At 65.3% G+C, this 17097-nt stretch carries 11 protein-coding genes; 6 read left to right on the top strand and 5 right to left on the bottom strand.

Features of this window, described 5'->3' with window-relative positions; genetic code table 11:
• Positions 1–5: 5 nt before the first annotated feature.
• A complete protein-coding gene (locus GH266_RS07250; protein WP_158193296.1) occupies positions 6–1034 on the bottom strand; it encodes a mitochondrial fission ELM1 family protein in 1029 nt (342 codons plus the stop codon).
• Positions 1035–1259: 225 nt separating this feature from the next.
• Here GH266_RS07250 and GH266_RS07245 point away from each other — a divergent pair, with 225 nt between their 5' ends.
• Positions 1260–1730, top strand: coding sequence for an Lrp/AsnC family transcriptional regulator (locus GH266_RS07245; RefSeq protein ID WP_158193295.1), 471 nt, complete (start codon positions 1260–1262; stop codon positions 1728–1730).
• 391 nt (positions 1731–2121) lie between these two features.
• Positions 2122–3546: a T6SS phospholipase effector Tle1-like catalytic domain-containing protein gene (locus GH266_RS07240; protein ID WP_158193294.1), complete on the top strand. Its 1425-nt coding sequence runs from the start codon at positions 2122–2124 to the stop codon at positions 3544–3546.
• Between the two features lie 1418 nt (positions 3547–4964).
• Here GH266_RS07240 and greA read toward each other — a convergent pair.
• The 3 genes from greA to GH266_RS07225 all read right to left on the bottom strand — a co-directional run bounded on the left by greA (position 4965) and on the right by GH266_RS07225 (position 9335).
• Positions 4965–5438, bottom strand: a complete 474-nt coding sequence (gene greA / locus GH266_RS07235; RefSeq protein WP_120267065.1) for a transcription elongation factor GreA — start codon at positions 5436–5438, stop codon at positions 4965–4967.
• A gap of 98 nt (positions 5439–5536) precedes the next feature.
• On the bottom strand, positions 5537–8851 hold the full coding sequence (gene carB, locus GH266_RS07230; RefSeq protein ID WP_158193293.1) for a carbamoyl-phosphate synthase large subunit: 3315 nt from the start codon (positions 8849–8851) through the stop codon (positions 5537–5539).
• A 166-nt stretch (positions 8852–9017) separates the two neighbouring features.
• Positions 9018–9335, bottom strand: a complete 318-nt coding sequence (locus GH266_RS07225; RefSeq protein WP_244953785.1) for a helix-turn-helix domain-containing protein — start codon at positions 9333–9335, stop codon at positions 9018–9020.
• 317 nt (positions 9336–9652) lie between these two features.
• Between GH266_RS07225 and GH266_RS07220 the strand changes: the two genes are divergently transcribed.
• Together GH266_RS07220 and GH266_RS07215 are read left to right on the top strand one after the other, a co-directional pair.
• A complete protein-coding gene (locus tag GH266_RS07220; RefSeq protein ID WP_158193292.1) occupies positions 9653–10699 on the top strand; it encodes an AraC family transcriptional regulator in 1047 nt (348 codons plus the stop codon).
• A 452-nt stretch (positions 10700–11151) separates the two neighbouring features.
• Positions 11152–11604, top strand: coding sequence for a MerR family transcriptional regulator (locus GH266_RS07215; RefSeq protein ID WP_067217643.1), 453 nt, complete (start codon positions 11152–11154; stop codon positions 11602–11604).
• A gap of 1085 nt (positions 11605–12689) precedes the next feature.
• On the opposite strand, the gene carA is transcribed toward GH266_RS07215, so the two are convergent.
• Complete coding sequence (carA, locus tag GH266_RS07210; RefSeq protein WP_158193291.1) at positions 12690–13901, bottom strand: glutamine-hydrolyzing carbamoyl-phosphate synthase small subunit; 1212 nt, start codon at positions 13899–13901, stop codon at positions 12690–12692.
• A gap of 243 nt (positions 13902–14144) precedes the next feature.
• Between carA and GH266_RS07205 the strand changes: the two genes are divergently transcribed.
• Together GH266_RS07205 and dnaG are read left to right on the top strand one after the other, a co-directional pair.
• Positions 14145–14600: a GatB/YqeY domain-containing protein gene (locus GH266_RS07205; protein ID WP_158193290.1), complete on the top strand. Its 456-nt coding sequence runs from the start codon at positions 14145–14147 to the stop codon at positions 14598–14600.
• A gap of 128 nt (positions 14601–14728) precedes the next feature.
• Positions 14729–16822 carry a DNA primase gene (gene dnaG / locus GH266_RS07200; protein ID WP_158193289.1) on the top strand — a complete coding sequence of 698 codons (2094 nt, stop codon included), beginning with the start codon at positions 14729–14731 and terminating at the stop codon, positions 16820–16822.
• The last annotated feature ends 275 nt before the right edge of the window (positions 16823–17097 follow it).

The following is a 17097-nucleotide window of genomic DNA, read 5'->3' as shown; positions in this document are numbered from 1 at the left end:
GCCTGTCATGTCCGTTCGCCGGTCGCCGCTTGCGCGAGCCTGGCGCGATGCGCCGCAAGGCGCTGCCGGATCGCCTCGGCGATCACCGGGGTTGAATCGATCGGCTCACAGGTAGTCACTTTAAGCGGTCCGGGAAAGGGGTGCACGGCGTTCCTTGCCGAAACTGCCCCCAGAAACGCATCGAATTTGCGGTGTCCGCCGCTGGGGTGGAAAACATGCACTGCCCGCCCGCTCGCCAGAGCCTCGCCGACCATGTTGGCGCTGTCCGCCGTCACCACCACCGCATCGGCATTGGCGAGATAGTCGAGCATCGGGTTGTCCCCGCTTCCGTCCCACATGATGTGCGGCCCGCTTGCCGCGAGCTTGCGCAACGCGCGCGCCAGCGCCGGCGGCGTGCGGCGGGAGGCGGTGACCATCAGCGCGGCGCCTTCCGCGGCGATCCGCGCCAGCCCCTGCGCAAGCTCCGCCATGTCGCCGTCGGAGAAACGGTGGTTGCGGCTGTCGCCGCCGACCAGCACGGCAACGCGCGGACGGGGCAGGGCGGCGATCTCGGGACGGGGCGCGGCGCGCGCGGCGGCAAGGCGGTCTTGCGAGAACCGGTGCGGGCCGCTCGGCGTCGCGATCACGTTGTCGCCACGCAAAGTGTCGTGTTCGGGCACCCAGATCAGGTCCGCCGCCCCCGCGCCGGTGCGCGGATCCTTCAGGAACACGGTGAAGGTGCGCCCAAAGCTTTCGCGCTTGATGCGGGCAAGATAGGAGACCGCGCGCCGGCCCGAAGCGATGACGAGATCGGGAAAGGGCGGGGCGGTGGGGCTGCCGGGGCGCGAGGGCGCCTCGCGCGGGTCGATCAGGCCGAGGCGGGGCATGATCCAGGACCAGGGCGCGCGCGGCGCCACGCGCCGGCACTCGGCCGCCAGCCCCAGCGCTTCGGCGACGGCAAGGCACTGGGTCTCGTCGCCGGCCTTGCCGTCGGTCAGCACCCAGGCGGTCGCCGGTTCCTGTGAGGTTTCGCTTTCCGGATATTTCTTCGTCATGACCTGTGTTGATATAGTATTGCAGGTTTCGGCAAAGAATCATAAGTGCCCGGATGAACAGGAGGCACGATCTGTCGGCCCCATTGTGCGCCTGGCACCGCGTCCCTTGCCCGTCCGGCCGGTCCTCCCGCCTGCCGGATCTCGGGCGGCGCGGCTTGCACGGCCGCTGCATTCGGCGAATGGGCGACGACATGTCTGTGCCAGCGATTTGTGAAGGAGACCAGCGTGAAAATTCGCCTCGACGCGATTGATTGGCACATTCTGAAAGAGCTGCAGGCGGATGGCCGCATCACCAATGTGGAGCTGGCGCGCCGCGTCGGCATTTCCGCGCCGCCCTGCCTGCGCCGCGTGCGCGCGCTCGAGGAGGCCGGACTTATCACCGGCTACCGCACGCTGCTGGACGAAAAGCAGCTCGGCTACGAAGTCACCGCCTTCGCCATGGTCGGGCTGCATTCGCAGACCGAAAGCGACCTCAACGCCTTCGAGGACAAGGTCAAGAGCTGGCCCGAGGTACGGGAGAGCTACATGCTGTCCGGCGAGGTAGATTTCCTCCTGAAATGCGTGGTGCCGGACCTGCAGTCCTTCCAGAACTTCATCATCCGCGAACTCACCGCCACGCCCAATGTCGACAGCGTGCGCACGGCCCTCACCATCCGCCAGACCAAGAACGAACCCGTGGTGCCGGTGAAGGATTGAGGATTTTCTTCTTTTGTTCTCATTCTATAGGGGTTAACGTAGAGTAACAACATTCCTGAGGCTGGCCCGATGGCACGTGGTTTGTTGAAACGGAGTGGTTACTCGAGACGCTCGAGAAACGGGCGAATGTCGTATGTGAATGCGTACTGGGCATCTGCCCCTGATGAAAAGAAGAAAACGCGCCAACGGTGCCGGGAGTGCGGCGCAGAAATTATTAGAGTGTCTATGGCGAACGGAGGTTCTGCTACCTTCGAAGCTGCTCCTGGGCTTAGCCGAGTAAAGCATCCTTGTGCGCATCGCGGGGAAGGGCTTAGTCGCCGTCGCGATGATGAGGTTCAGGATTTGTTTGAATACTTCGATTTCGCGTAGGTATTTTATTGGATGGTGCATTATGTCGAAGAATATAGTAATTTTTTCAGACGGCACCGGTCAGGTAGGCGGTGTTTCTCCAGATCAGAATCTGTCAAATGTCTATAAAATGTATCGCGCTATGCGTCCGGGGCCTGCGTCGCCTATCAGCCCGCAAAAGCAAGTGTGTTTCTACGATCCAGGTATCGGGTCTGGGAGTATTGGAAGTATCTCTATTTCGTCCATTAGAAATATTTTAGCTTCGGCGCTGGGGTTAGGTATAGATGAGAATGTAATAGATTGTTATGAAAAGATAATTTCATACTACGAGCCAGGCGATAAGATTATTTTAATTGGTTTCTCTCGCGGGGCGTACACGGTGCGTGTTGTCGCTAACGTGATGAACCTCTGTGGTGTCCCAACTAAAATGCCCGATGGGACTGCGGTTCCTCGACATGGGCCGAGACTTCGGAAGATTGCCTCCGATGCTGTCAGATATGTTTACAATTATGGAAGCGGAAAGCCACGTGGTGAGGAGCCATTTTATAGTAATCGCGAGGAGTTAGGGCGTAGGTTTCGGCAAAAATACGGTAGTTTTGTTCCGCAGTCGGATGTAGATGTACAAGGTAATGTCCAGCCGCATTTCATCGGTGTGTTCGACACAGTAGCGGCATTGGGGAATGGGCAGGTTGGAGTGGTGCTGTGGGCGCTCGCTTCTGCTCTCGTTGTTGCTGTCTTCGCGATGATGTTTACCGGCTGGCATTGGCTCTGGTGGGGAGTTGGGCTTGGTTTAATTCTTTTTATTTTATTTGCTTATGGAAGGCTGAAATTTTCCCAATGGAAGTATTTTTCTCCTTCTCCTGAGAGAGAGTTGCGAATTAGCAATCCTCTTGATTGGTGGAAAATCTTCAAAAATGGGCACTACGCAAAATGGAATCTCGAAAATTATGATAGATGGCTTGATTCTGATGTCTGCTTCGCGCGTCATGCGCTCGCGATCGACGAAAGTAGGCGGAATTTTCCTCGCGTTAAATGGGCGATGCCTGCTGAAGAGAAGAAAACTGAAGGCAGAAATCCTGTTTGGTTGAAGCAAGTATGGTTCGCAGGTTGCCATAGTGATATCGGAGGCAGTTACCCTGAATCTGAATCTCGGCTTAGCGACATAGCTCTTGACTGGATGTTGCAGGAACTAAGAGATTGCGTTCCAGGTATTTTTATAAATGATGACATGCTGTATGTTTTTCCTGATCCTCTTGGGATGCAGCACGCTGAAGAGTACATGTTCAAATTTGGCCCCTTCGTGAAGAAGTGGCCGTTTCAATTGCGTGTTGTTGCCGAAAACATTCCTGTTCATCCATCGGTCCTGGAGCGCCTTGAGGCTGATTCGGTCTCTCATCTGGGAGAAATGAAGGCTTACCGCCCTGCTCAACTGAGCTCCCATGGTGCCTGCAAGAAGTTTTATAGTTAGCCACCTTCGTCCCACACAGCGCTGATCGGGGAGCCGCGGCGTGGGTGGGTGGGCTCGGCAGGGGCGCACGCGCCGTGGCTCGCCGGTTCCGGGTCGCGGCTGCGCCTTGCCCGGAATGACGAAAGGAGGGGGCGGTGCGAGGAGATGCGGCGGGGCGGCACAGGCCGGGGGCAAGCGGGGACAAGTGCTCGGAAACGGCTCTGGGAGGCAGCCCGTTGGAGGGTCCTGAAAACGGGGATAGGCGATTTTTGCGGCGGGGATAAGCGGCGCGTAGAGATTGAGAAGAGAGTCTCGAAAATTTCGCGCAGGCGTGTGATTTAATGATCTTATCACATTGAAATAATTGAATTAATAGGCCTGATCTGGCGTCGCAAATTTCGATAAGGATTTTGCAAAAATCGCTCTCGAAATCCGCGAAAATTGAGACGGCGGCCCCGAACAGGCCGATTGGGTCGACGTGTCGGACAATCGACGCGCCTGTGGCGCCACCGGTTCCCGGACTGGCCGCCGGCTGTGAGGCCAGCCGTCCGCAGGGGCGGGAGCGGGCGGCGAAGGCGCTTTCTTTTTCGGCTCGGTTCGCTCCACCGGGGGCCGGCTGCAACGGTGCGGGTCCCGGATCTATCCCCCCATGCGGTTCTTCGAGGGTAGAGGACAACGGGACCGGAGGCGGCTGCGGTGGCGCTTCCGCGAAGAAGCCGGCGTCTGGGCTCGCCGGTTCCGGGTCGCGGCTGCGCCTTGCCCGGAATGACGAAAGGAGGGGGCGTGCCGGGAGAGGCGTGGGCCATGAGGCGGGCTCGAGGCAGGACAGTGTCGCCACCCCCTCGGCTGTCACGCCTGCGCAGGCAGGCGTCCAGTATCCGCCGGGGCGTGCGCGGGTTGCAAAGGCAGCAGCCTCCGGTCTTCTGGCGGCGGCGCTGAGGCCTGAGCCGAACCGTTCGGGGGTACTGGTTCCCGGTCTTCGGCTTTGCCGAAACCGGGACGACACGCGGTTGGCGGCGCGTGCGTTGGCGTGTCGTCGCTGCTGCTCAGGGTGCCAATGGATCCCGGGTCGCGGCTTCGCCTTGCCCGGGACGACCACCGAGGGAGAGGAGGGGCCGAGCCACCCTCTCGGCAAGAGCGGCAGGCGCCATGGCTCGCCGGTTCCGGGTCGCGGCCGCGCCTTGCCCGGAATGACGAAAGGAGAGGTCGTGCCGGAGAGCCGAGGGCGACTGCGGAGGCGCTTTTTGCGAGGGGGGCGGCGTCGTGGCTCGCCGGTTGCCGGCCCGGCCATCGCAAGCGCCAGGCGAGCCGCCCGACAGTCCGCACCGCGCCCGGACGGCAAAACGGCTTCGCAGGGCGGCGACCCGGCGAAGCCGTGGGATGAGCGATCAGGAATGCGATCGGGAAGGGCGAGCGTCGGAGCGACGATCGGAAGGAGATCAGCCGAAGGTGACGTTGATGATCTCGTAGGCGCGGGCGCCGCCGGGAGCGGTCACCTCGACGCTGTCGCCGACGGCCTTGCCGATCAGCGCGCGGGCGATGGGCGAGGAGATCGAGATGCGGCCGAGCTTCACGTCGGCCTCGACATCGCCGACGATCATGTACTTCTTCTCTTCCTCGGTGTCCTCGTCGATGAGGGTCACCGTGGCGCCGAACTTGACGGTGTCGCCCGACAGCTTGCTGACGTCGATCACCTCGGCGCGGCCGAGCTTGTCCTCAAGCTCGCTGATGCGACCTTCGTTCAGGCTCTGCTGTTCCTTGGCGGCGTGATACTCGGCATTTTCCGACAGGTCGCCATGGGCGCGCGCCTCGGCGATCGCCTGGATGATGCGCGGCCGCTCTTCCGACGTACGCTGCTTCAGCTCCTTCTCGAGCATGGCGTAACCAGCGCCTGTCATCGGAACCTTTTCCATAGGTCTTCGACCCTTCTTCTTCGCGCCGCCAAAGGGCGTCGCGCGTCAAAAAAAATGACGTCCGGCAGGGCAGGGCCCGGCCGGAACGCTCACAATTCTCAGGCCTTGGTGAAGTAGGCCTGCAACGGAACCACTTCAAGGTTGCCCGAAGCGTAGGCCTCGATCCCCTTTGCGGCCGCGATGGCACCAGCCAAGGTCGTGTAATACGGAACCTTGTGCAACAGGGCCGCGCGGCGCAGCGACCTGCTGTCGGAGAGAGCCTGGGCGCCTTCGGTCGTGTTGAAGACGAGCTGGACCTCTCCATTCTTGATAGCATCAACGATGTGCGGCCGGCCTTCAAGCACCTTGTTGACCTTGTCGCAGGAAATTCCCTGCTTCTCCAGGAAGGCCTGGGTGCCGTGCGTGGCGATGATCCGGAAGCCGATCTTCGCCAGGCGGCGGATCGGATCGAGCACCCGCTCCTTGTCCTGGTCGCGCACCGAAACGAAGACGGTGCCGCTGGTCGGCACGCGCGTGCCCGAGCCCAGCTGCGACTTGGCGAAGGCCACCTCGAACGTGCCGTTGAGGCCCATCACCTCGCCGGTGGAGCGCATCTCCGGGCCGAGCACCGTGTCGACGCCGGGGAAGCGGGCGAAGGGGAACACCGCCTCCTTCACCGCGACATGATCGAGCTTCTCGCTCTTGAGGCCGAAGGAGGCGAGCGGCTCGCCGGCCATCACCCGCGCGGCGATCTTGGCGATCGGCACGCCGACGGTCTTGGCGACGAAGGGCACGGTGCGCGAGGCGCGCGGGTTGACCTCCAGCACGAAGATCTCGCCTTCCCTGATGGCGTACTGGACGTTCATCAGGCCGCCGACGGCCAGCGCCTTGGCGAGAACCTCGGTTTGGCGGGTGAGCTCGGCCACCATCTCGTCGGAGAGCGAATAGGGCGGCAGCGAGCAGGCGCTGTCGCCCGAATGGATGCCGGCCTCCTCGATATGCTCCATGATGCCGCAGACGAAGACGTCCTTGCCGTCGGCCAGCGCGTCGACATCGACCTCGATGGCGCCGTCGAGATAGCGGTCGAACAGCAGCGGGTTCTTGCCGAGCACCGTGTTGATCTGGCCGGTCTTGTCGTTCGGGTACTTGGCTCGCACGTCGGCCGGCACCAGCTCGGGCAGGGTGCCGAGCAAGTAGGCGTTGAGCGCCTCCTCGTCGCGGATGATCTGCATGGCGCGGCCGCCGAGCACATAGGACGGGCGCACGACCAGCGGCAGGCCGAGCTCGGCGACGATCAGCCGGCTCTGCTCGACGGAGTAGGCGATGCCGTTCTGCGGCTGCTTCAGGCCCTGGCGGTGCAGCAGCTTCTGGAAGCGGTCGCGGTCCTCGGCAAGGTCGATCATGTCCGGCGCGGTGCCGAGGATCGGCACGTCGGCCTCGACCAGCGCCTGGGCGAGCTTCAGCGGCGTCTGGCCGCCGAACTGGACGATGACGCCGTGCAGCGTGCCGTTGGTCTGCTCGGTGCGGATGATCTCCAGCACGTCCTCGGCGGTCAGCGGCTCGAAATAGAGCCGGTCCGAGGTGTCGTAGTCGGTGGAGACGGTCTCCGGGTTGCAGTTGACCATGATGGTCTCGAAGCCGGCATCCTGCAGCGCGAAGGCGGCATGGCAGCAGCAGTAGTCGAACTCGATGCCCTGGCCGATCCGGTTCGGACCGCCGCCGAGGATCACCACCTTCTTCTTGTCGCTCGGGCGCGCCTCGTCGGCGAGCTTGCCGGCAAACGGCGTCTCGTAGGTGGAGTACATGTAGGCGGTCGGCGAGGCGAATTCGGCAGCGCACGTGTCGATGCGCTTGTAGACCGGGTGCACGTCGAGCTTGCCGCGCAGCGCCTTGACGTCGGCCTCGTCGAGACCGGCGAGCGAGGCGAGGCGGGCGTCCGAGAAGCCCATCGCCTTGAGACCGCGCATGGCGACCGCGTTGTCCGGCAGGCCGTGGGCGCGCACCTTCTCCTCGGTGTCGACGATGGCCTTGAGCTGGCGCAGGAACCACGGATCGATGTGGCAGGAGCGGTAGACCTGCTCGATGTCGGTGCCGAGGCGGAAGGCCTGGGCGCACTTGAGCAGGCGGTCCGGCGTCGGCGAGGCGAGCGCGGCGCGGATGGCGTTCTTGTCGTCGTTCTGGCCAAGGCCGGGGATCTCGACCTCGTCGAGGCCGGTGAGGCCGGTCTCGAGGCCGCGCAGCGCCTTCTGCAGGCTCTCGGCGAAGGTGCGGCCGATGGCCATGACCTCGCCGACCGACTTCATGGCGGTGGTCAGGGTCGGCTCGGCGCCGGGGAACTTCTCGAAGGCGAAGCGCGGGATCTTGGTGACGACATAGTCGATCGACGGCTCGAACGAGGCCGGGGTGGCGCCGCCGGTGATGTCGTTCTCCAGCTCGTCCAGCGTGTAGCCGATGGCCAGCTTCGCCGCGACCTTGGCGATCGGGAAGCCGGTCGCCTTGGAGGCGAGCGCGGAGGAGCGCGACACGCGCGGGTTCATCTCGATGACGATGAGGCGGCCGTTCTCCGGATTGACCGCGAACTGGACGTTGGAACCGCCGGTCTCGACGCCGATCTCGCGCAGCACCGCGAGGCTGGCGTCGCGCATGATCTGGTATTCCTTGTCGGTCAGCGTCAGCGCCGGCGCGACGGTGATGGAATCACCGGTATGCACGCCCATCGGGTCGATGTTCTCGATGGAGCAGATGATGATGCAGTTGTCCGCGCGGTCGCGGACCACCTCCATCTCGTATTCTTTCCAGCCGATCACCGATTCCTCGACCAAGACCTCGGTGGTCGGGGAGGCGTCGAGGCCGCGCTCGATGATGTCGAGATATTCCTCGCGGTTGTAGGCGATGCCGCCGCCCGTGCCGCCCAGCGTGAAGGAGGGGCGGATGATCGCCGGCAGGCCGATGTCGTCGAGCGCGTCGAGCGCCTCGCCGAGCGAATGGGCGAGACGCGAGCGCGGCGTCTCCAGGCCGATCTTGTCCATCGCCAGGCGGAACAGCTCGCGGTCCTCGGCCTTGTCGATGGCCTCGGCGGTGGCGCCGATCATCTCGACGCCGTATTTCTCCAGCACGCCCATCTTCTTCAGCGACAGGGCGCAGTTCAGCGCCGTCTGGCCGCCCATGGTCGGCAGCAGCGCGTCCGGGCGCTCCTTCTCGATGATCATCGCGACGATCTCGGGGGTGATCGGCTCGATGTAGGTGGCATCGGCCAGGTCCGGATCGGTCATGATCGTCGCCGGATTCGAATTCACCAGGATGACCCGATAGCCTTCCTCTCGCAGCGCCTTGCAGGCCTGGGTTCCGGAGTAATCGAACTCGCAGGCCTGGCCGATGATGATCGGCCCGGCGCCGATGATCAGGATCGAGGAGATGTCTGTGCGTCTGGGCATACTGGGCTCGCGGCTGGCCTTCGCCGGATCCTTCCGCACGGGCGGGAACCGGTCGTCGGCGTCTTACTGGGTGAAATCTACGGCTGAGCGCGCCTTATAGGCAAAAAGCGCGAAAGGTGAAACCCCATCCTCGCCATGTTTCGGGCTGCGCTGCAGGGGAATGCGGTCATGCGCCGGCGGCCGGATCGGACGGGGGCGGGACGGGCGCGGTGCCGGAGGCCGGGACCGGCGCCGGCACGGGGCCCGGAACCGGCGTCACGCCGTCGAAATCGGCAATGCCGGCGCTCAGCGCATAGCAGGCGAGGCGCACGGCCTTGGGGATCTCGACGGGACGGCCGTTGCGGTCGCCCTTCTCGTAATACTGGATCATCCGCTTCTTGAGGCCGAGCACCTCGGCGGCATCCTTCTGCTTCAGGCCGAGCGACTTTCGCCACTTGCGGAACAGCTCGGGCGTCATCGTGGCGGTCGTTGCAGGGGGCGCCATGGGCCGTCTCGTCGGGTCTTGCGTTTTGGTCTTGCGTTCGGGTCTGGTCTGACGTTCGCGTTGGCGTCCGCTTCGGCGCCGGCTCTGGTGTTTCGGGCGTGAACCGCCGCACCGGAAGCGCAACCTTTGCGCCCGACTTGATCCAACGCGCGCGCGCAAAAGTCAAACGGCAATCGGTGCGTTTACCGTGTTTGGGTCGCGGCCGACGCGAACTTACATAATGCCGAGGCTTTCTTATAATGTGCGCGGCGGATTCGCTTCCGGATCCTGCCCTTCCGGCGCAGTCCGCCGGGCCCCTTGGACGGATCGTGTCTGCAATGCTGATGAGATTCGATGCGGCCGCGCCGGCGGATACGCTTCTCATTCACTCCCGCGCCCAGATCGGACTGGCCGACTATTGCCGGCTGCGCGGCGTGCCGTTCGATGCGGTGCTGCGCGAAAGCGGGCTGGACGCGGAGACGGTGAGCGCATCGCTCGGCGGCCATATCAGCCTGCGCGCCCATTCCAGCGCGCTGGAGGCCGCGAGCCGGCTGGCGGACGACGACACGTTCGGCCTCGGCTGGACCCGCTCGCTGGGGCCGGGGCCGGAGGACACGGTGTCGCTGGCGATCCGTCACGCGCCGAACTTCCGCACCGCGCTGGAGGTGAGCGCGCGCTTCATGCGGATCGTCGCCGACGTTGCCGAGGTGCGCGCCGAGTTCGACGGCGACACGGCGGAGCTGGCCTTCGGCTTCTCGCCCGAGCTCGTCTGCCGCGACCAGCTGCACGACCGGGTGACGAGCAAGGTGTTCAGCCGCTTGATGCGGATCAGCGGCGGCAGCGTGCAGCCGCTGGAGGTGCGGCTTGCGCGGGCGCGCCCGCTCAGCCTGACGCTGCACGACATGTTCTACGGCGTGCCGGTGCGCTTCGGTGCGCCGCGCAACAGCCTGCATTTCCGCATCGATCCGCAGGGGGGAACCAACCCGTTGCGCGACGACGACCTGTTCGCCGCCCTGTGCGAGCTCAACCGCCGCCGCCTCGACGACCGGCGCCGGGCGGAGGACTTCGTGGCGATGGTCAACGATGCGATCGCCGAGCGGGTCGCCGATCCGATGCTGACGATTTCCGAGGTGGCCCGCGGCATGGCGATCAGCGTGCGGGCGCTGCAGCGCAAGCTGGCCGAGCGCGAGACGACGTTCCACGCCCTGCATGACGGGGTGCGCCGGCGCATGGCGGCCGACTATCTGGTGCAGACCGACCTGCCGATCTCGGAGATCGCCTTCCGGCTCGGCTTTTCCGCGGTGGGCAATTTCTCGCGGGCGGCGCGGCGCTGGTTCGGGCGTCCGCCGAGCGAATGCCGCAACGGCGGCGAACTCAAAGTGTGAGCTTCGCGATATTCCTCATCCCGAGATGGTTGCGTCCAGCAACTTTGCCGCCTTGCGCGCTGCCGGCGGGCTTCCGGCCGTCTAACCACGTATATACTTTAGTGTTAGACAATCTTTCTTCCGAAGATGCCGTTCTTGTATTTTGTATGCCATCGGGTTCATCTGGCCGCAGAGGCTCGACTGACTTTGCGTAGGCTGTGTTTTTCCAAAGAAAATTTCATTCATCCGCAAGGTGTCGAAGAGAGATAACGCACTTCCCGACGCAAAGGCGCCGGGCGGCATCCTGCCCGCTTCTTTGCGGGAGGCGGTTTTTCTGGAATTTTTTTTCCGAAACGAGTGCAGGGATAAAAAAATGGCACCGGAAGAGAAGGCCGAAACGTGAAGCCGATGGCATAGTTCCGCTTGTGCGCGTTCCGGGCCGCGCCTTTCGATCGGGAATTACGGATAGTGAAATGACGGAACTCTCCAGAACTTCTGCGTTCGGACCGGACCTTGCGGGACCGATCCAGATCGACGGCAAGAACGAGGCGCGGCTCTCCATCGCCGAGATGGCCGAGACTTTCGGGGTCACTCTGCGTGCGCTGCGTTTCTACGAGGAAAAGGCGCTGCTGCGCCCGGAGCGAAAGGGCGCGCGCCGGTTCTACGGCGCCCGCGAGATCGGCCGGATGAAGGTGATCCTGCAGGCAAAGCGGATCGGCCTGACCCTGGTCGAGATCAGGGACGTGATTGCCCTGCTCGAGGGCAAGACGAGCCGCATGTCGCAGCTGCGCTCGCTGCGCGAGATGTGCGCTCGCCAGGATGAGCTGCTGAGCGAACAGCTGGCCCAGCTCAAGGAGCAGGCGAAGGAAACCGCCGAAGTGGTCGCCGCGCTGGACGCGCTGATCGAGGCCAATCCTCAGGCTTGAGCGGGCGGGCACAGAGCCCCGGCCGAGCAAGAATGCCAACGCCGCCCGGGATGCCGGGCGGCGTTTTTCGTTTGGGGCGGGTGTTGCGGTCGGACGTGTCATCCCGGCCGCTCCTCCCTCTCCGAGGTCATCCCGGCCGCAGGCGAAGCCGGAGAGCCGGGATCCATTGGCACCCTCAGCGGGCGTAAGGCGGATGGGCGCGGCCACTCCCACGGCTGTCATACCTGCGAAGGCAGGTATCCAGTATCCGCCGGGCGTGTGGGTCTTCGCTCCAACCTCTCCCTTCGTCATTCCGGACGAGGCCGGAGGCCGACGATCCGGGACCGGCGAGCCGCAGCGGGTGTGGGGACGGTCGGTCGTATGCGCCGATGGGCCGCTCCCCGGTTCCGGCTCGGCGCTACGCGCCGTCCGGGAGGACGCGGGGAGGGCACCCCGTCGCGGGCGCTGCTCACCCCCCTCTGTCGGCTGCGCCGACATCTCCCCCTCAAGGGGGGAGAAGAGTGCGTGGGGCATGGCCGGCGTGTTTCGCTGCCGCTCTGGCAGCCAATGGGCACCGGGTCGCGGCTGCGCCTTGCCCGGCGTGACGACAGAAAGGATGTGAGGCCTTTCCTCCCCCTCGGACGTCATCCCGGCCGCAGGCGAAGCCGGAGAGCCGGGAACCATTGGCACCCTCAGCGGGCGTAAGGCGGATGGGCGCGGCCACCCCCACGGCTGTCATACCTGCGAAGGCAGGTATCCAGTATCCGCCGGGCGGATGGTGGCGTGACGGCGGCACCACAGCTTCGGCGAGGGGCTCTCGCGGCACCGCCGGGGCTCGGGTTGCACCGTTCGGGGTTACTGGATCCCGGTCTTCGGCTGCGCCGAAACCGGGATGACACGCTGAGCGTGGGGTTCGCGCGGGCGTTTTTTCGCTGCCGCTCTGGGAATGAATAGGCCCCGGCTCTGCGCTTGCGCGCGGCCGGGGTGACGGCTGAGAGGATGTGAGAGCGTTTCTTCCTCTCTTCTGCGTCTTCCCGGCAAAAGAAAACGCCGCCCGCGAGGCGGGCGGCGTTCGGTGCGTCACATGAGGGACCGCGATGCGCCGATCAGGCGGCGGCGTCCTTTTCCGGGAGCGCCGGGGTGCCGGCGCGGGCGCGCATCAGGTTGGTGAAGCGGCGGAACAGGTAGTGGCTGTCGCGCGGGCCGGGCGAGGCTTCCGGGTGGTACTGCACCGAGAAGACCGGCTTGTCCTTGAGCCGCAGCCCGCAATTGGAGCCGTCGAACAGCGAGACATGGGTCTCCTCGACCGCCTCCGGCAGGCTCTTGGCGTTGACCGCGAAGCCATGGTTCATCGAGGTGATCTCGACCTTGCCGGTGGTGCGGTCGAAGACCGGATGATTGGCGCCGTGATGGCCCTGGTGCATCTTCTCGGTCTCGCCGCCAAGGGCGAGCGCCAGCATCTGGTGGCCAAGGCAGATGCCGAAGACCGGCAGGCCGCTGTCGACCAGATCGCGGATCACCGGCACGGCATACTCGCCGGTCGCGGCGGGGTCGCCGGGGCCGTTGGACAGGAAGATGCCGTCGGGCTTGCGCGAGAGGACGTCCTCAGCGCTCGCATCGGCGGGAAGCACCGTCACCTTGCAGCCGGCATCGGTCAGAAGGCGCAGGATGTTGCGCTTGATGCCGTAGTCGAGGGCGACGACGTTGAACTCGCCGTCCTCGCGCTCCCCGTAGCCCTGGTCCCAGACCCAGGGGGTCTGCGTCCAGCCATAGCTCTGCGAGGAGGTGACGTCCTTGGCCAGGTCCATGCCGACGAGGCCCGGCCAGTTGCGGGCGGCAAGCTTCAGCGCCTCGATGTCGAAATTGCCGTCCGGATCGTGGGCGATCACCGCATTGGCGGCGCCGGTCTCGCGGATCAGGGCGGTGAGGGCGCGGGTGTCGATGCCCGACAGGCCGATGATGCCGCGCGCCTTCAACCAGGCATCGAAATGCCGGGAAGCGCGGTAGTTGGCAGGATCGGTCACGTCGGCGCGGACGATGGCGCCGCGCACGCCGGAGGACGAGGCCATGTTGACGGTCTCGACATCCTCCTCGTTCGTCCCCACATTCCCGATATGCGGGAAGGTGAAAGTGACGATCTGCCCGGCATAGGACGGATCGGTGAGGATCTCCTCATAGCCGGTGAGGGCAGTGTTGAAGCAGACTTCGGCACAGGCCTGGCCAGTGGCACCAAAGCCGTTGCCCTCGATCACTGTTCCGTCGGCCAGGACGAGAACGGCCGTGGTCGGCGGCGCGGACCAGACGTCGGCGGTCGTCATATCTTGCTTTCTCGATCGGTTCGATGACATGATTTCGCTGAACGCGCCTTGACGGAGCGGGGCTCGGCTGTCAACGGTGCGTGTCGCGCGGCACTCTAGGGGATGCGCGCGTGGGGGTCAACCGACAGACTTTACAAAAATAATCCTTGTAAATCAACATGATGAACGAGGTGTCCGGCAGTGGAGCCGAAGCTTTGAGGAAAGTTTCCGCGCTTCCGTCCCGGGCAAACGGCAGGGCAGATCATGCGTGAACGTATCGATGCGGCGTTGCAAGACGCCGTTGAGAGCGACGACAAGCGCCGGGCGGCGACGCTGCGGCTGATGCTGGCGGCGATCAAGGACCGCGACGCGCGCTCCCGCGAACTGGGTCACGACGTCGTCCCGGATGCGGAGATCCGCGAGATTCTCAACAAGATGCTGCGCCAGCGCGAAAGCTCCGTGCGCGATTTCGAGGAAGCCGGCCAGCTGGACCTTGCCGCCCAGGAGCGCGAGGAAATGGCCGTCATCCACGAGTTCCTGCCGCGCCAGTTCGACGAGCGGGCGATGCAGGACGCCTGCGAGGACGTGGTGCGCGACATCAATGCGCGGGGCCTGCGCGACATGGGCCGCTGCATGAGCGCGCTCAAGGAGCGCTATCCGGGCCAGATGGATTTCGTGCGCGCCAGCTGCGTGGTGAAGGACCTGCTGCGCAGCGAATAGGCGGGGCAAGCGCCGCGCCGGTGGAATTTTTTCCCGGTCTGTCCTACCTTGATATCGAAGCCGGTTTTCGCCGCCCCGCAAGGGGCCGCGTGCCGGCACCTTTTCCTGTCTCGAAGGCCTGCAAGCCCATGCGTTTTTCACCCGGTCTCCTCGATGAGATTCGTGCCCGAGTGCCTTTGTCGGAGGTGGTCGCGCGGCGGGTGAGCTGGGACCGGCGCAAGTCGCAGCCGGCGCGCGGCGACTTCTGGGCCTGCTGCCCGTTCCACCAGGAAAAGTCCCCGAGCTTCCATGTCGACGACCGGCGCAACCGCTACAAGTGCTTCGGCTGCGGCGCCTCGGGCGACCATTTCCGCTTCCTGACCGAGACGGAGGGCCTGTCGTTTCCCGAGGCGGTGGAGCGGCTGGCCGAGCAGGCGGGCGTTGCGCTGCCGGCCCCCGATCCGCAGGCGGCGGCCCGCGCGGCCGAGCGCGCGAGCCTTGCGGAAATCTGCGAGATGGCCGCGCGCTTCTTCCAGGACGCGCTGGCGATGAGCGGCGGCGAGCAGGCGCGCGAGTATATTTCCCGCCGGCGGCTGCGCCCGGACACGGTGCGCGAATTCCGCATCGGCTTTGCCCCGAACGGGCGCGACGCCTTGAAGCGCCACCTTGTCGGCAAGGGTGTCGACGAGGCCTCGATGGTGGAGGCCGGGCTGGTGATCCGCCCGGACGACGGGCGGCCGACCTACGACCGCTTCCGCAACCGGCTGATGATCCCGATCCAGGACGAGCGCGGCCGGGTGATCGCCTTCGGCGGGCGCACGCTCGACCCCGACGGCCAGCCGAAATATCTCAACTCGCCCGAGACGCCGCTCTTCCACAAGGGCGCGATGGTCTTCAACTTCCACCGGGCGCGCGAGCCCGCCCATCGCAGCGGCCAGGCGGTGGTGGTGGAAGGCTATATGGACGCCATCGCCATCGCCCAGGCGGGCATGGGCAATGTGGTCGCCGCGCTCGGCACCGCGTTCACCGAGGAGCAGGTCGGCCGACTGTGGCGGCTGGCGGCGGAGCCGGTGATCTGTTTCGACGGCGATGCCGCCGGCACCTCGGCCGCGCACCGGGCGGTCGACCGCATCCTGCCGGGCCTGCGCAGCGGCCATTCCTTCGGCTTCGTCTTCCTGCCCGACGGCAAGGATCCGGACGACCTGATCGCGGACGGGGGACTTGCCGCCTTCACCAAGGCGCTGGCGGGCTCGCAGCCGCTGATCGACGTCTTGTGGTCGCGGGAGGTGGAGGCCGCGCGCATCGACACGCCGGAGCGGCGGGCGGCGCTGGAAAAGAGCCTCGAGGAGCTGGTGCGCACCATCGCCGACGAGCGGGTGCGCCGCGGCTACCAGCTCGACATCCGGCTGCGGCTGTCCAACCTGTTCTACCAGCAGGCACGGGCCGCACGCGGCCAGAGTTTCGGGCAAGGCGGCGGCCAGGGCGGCAGGCAGGGCGGCCAGAATTTCGGACAAGGCGGCGGGCAGGCTTTCGGGCAGGCACCGTCCGGCCCGGCGCGCGGCTCCGACCTGCCGGGCAGCTCGATGTTCGGCCACGAGCGGATGCTGTGCGGGCTGTGCCTGAAATATCCCGAGCTGCTGGAGCGGCATGTGGAGCGGCTGGCGCAGGCGCAGTTCGGCGACGTGCTGCATGCGCGCTTCCGCGACGAGCTGTGCCGCATCGCCACCGAGCTGCAGGACGTGCCGGTGAGCGGCTTCTTCGAGACGCTGGATACGCGTTTCTTCCAGATCCTGTCCGAGGCGCTGGACGGGCCGGAGGAGGCGGCGAGTGGCGCGAGTGGGGGCGCGAGTGGGGGCGCAGGCGGGGGCCAGCGCATGGTCGCCCGCTTCCACGACCTCTTGCAGCGCCTGCCGATCCTGCGGCACGAACCGCCGGCGGATTTCATCGACGACCTGTTCTGCCACACGCTCGACGTGCTGGAGTTGCGCGCGCTGGAGCAGGACCTGGAGGCGGAGCTCGCCGCGCTCGGCGACGGGCTGGACGAGGCGGACTGGGAGCGCATCCGCGCCCATTCGCAGGACCTTGCCCGCCGGCGCGAGGAATGCGCCCGCATCGAGCAGGAGATCGCCGAACGGGGCAAGGTCTTCCGCTCGGCGCGGCCGGTCGCCTCCACCCCGGCGGGGGCCGCGGCGCGTGCACGCGCAGCGATAGCGCAAGGTGCGGTTGCCGGCGCCGGCGGCTGAAGGGCGAGGGGCGCGCGGCTGTGGATCGCGCCGCCTCTTTGGTTGACGGCCAACGAATCACTCTTGCGAATCCGGACCTTTGCGCTACATAAGCAATTCAGGCAGCATCCAGAGCCGCGACAGGCCCGTCATGCAGACCCGGTCCAGGAGACACGGGGTCGCAAGCCATGACAGGAGCCGACATGGCGGCACGAAATCACCTTGCCTGCCGATATCCCGTGCGGAACCGGATGGCCGGAGCCTTGTGCATGCCGGCTGTTTCCGGTGTCGAGTCT

This window comes from Stappia indica (assembly GCF_009789575.1).
Lineage (GTDB): Bacteria > Pseudomonadota > Alphaproteobacteria > Rhizobiales > Stappiaceae > Stappia > Stappia indica_A.
Note: the sequence above shows the minus strand (reverse complement) of the source record. Positions and strands in the feature narration are given on the sequence as shown.

Coding starts and splice junctions, on each gene's coding strand:
- GH266_RS07225 (WP_244953785.1), bottom strand. CDS start 9,335: ATGGCGCCCCCTGCAACGACCGCCACGATGACGCCCGAGCTGTTCCGC.
- GH266_RS07250 (WP_158193296.1), bottom strand. CDS start 1,034: ATGACGAAGAAATATCCGGAAAGCGAAACCTCACAGGAACCGGCGACC.
- carB (WP_158193293.1), bottom strand. CDS start 8,851: ATGCCCAGACGCACAGACATCTCCTCGATCCTGATCATCGGCGCCGGG.
- carA (WP_158193291.1), bottom strand. CDS start 13,901: ATGACGACCGCCGACGTCTGGTCCGCGCCGCCGACCACGGCCGTTCTC.
- GH266_RS07220 (WP_158193292.1), top strand. CDS start 9,653: ATGCTGATGAGATTCGATGCGGCCGCGCCGGCGGATACGCTTCTCATT.
- GH266_RS07240 (WP_158193294.1), top strand. CDS start 2,122: ATGTCGAAGAATATAGTAATTTTTTCAGACGGCACCGGTCAGGTAGGC.
- greA (WP_120267065.1), bottom strand. CDS start 5,438: ATGGAAAAGGTTCCGATGACAGGCGCTGGTTACGCCATGCTCGAGAAG.
- GH266_RS07205 (WP_158193290.1), top strand. CDS start 14,145: ATGCGTGAACGTATCGATGCGGCGTTGCAAGACGCCGTTGAGAGCGAC.
- GH266_RS07215 (WP_067217643.1), top strand. CDS start 11,152: ATGACGGAACTCTCCAGAACTTCTGCGTTCGGACCGGACCTTGCGGGA.
- dnaG (WP_158193289.1), top strand. CDS start 14,729: ATGCGTTTTTCACCCGGTCTCCTCGATGAGATTCGTGCCCGAGTGCCT.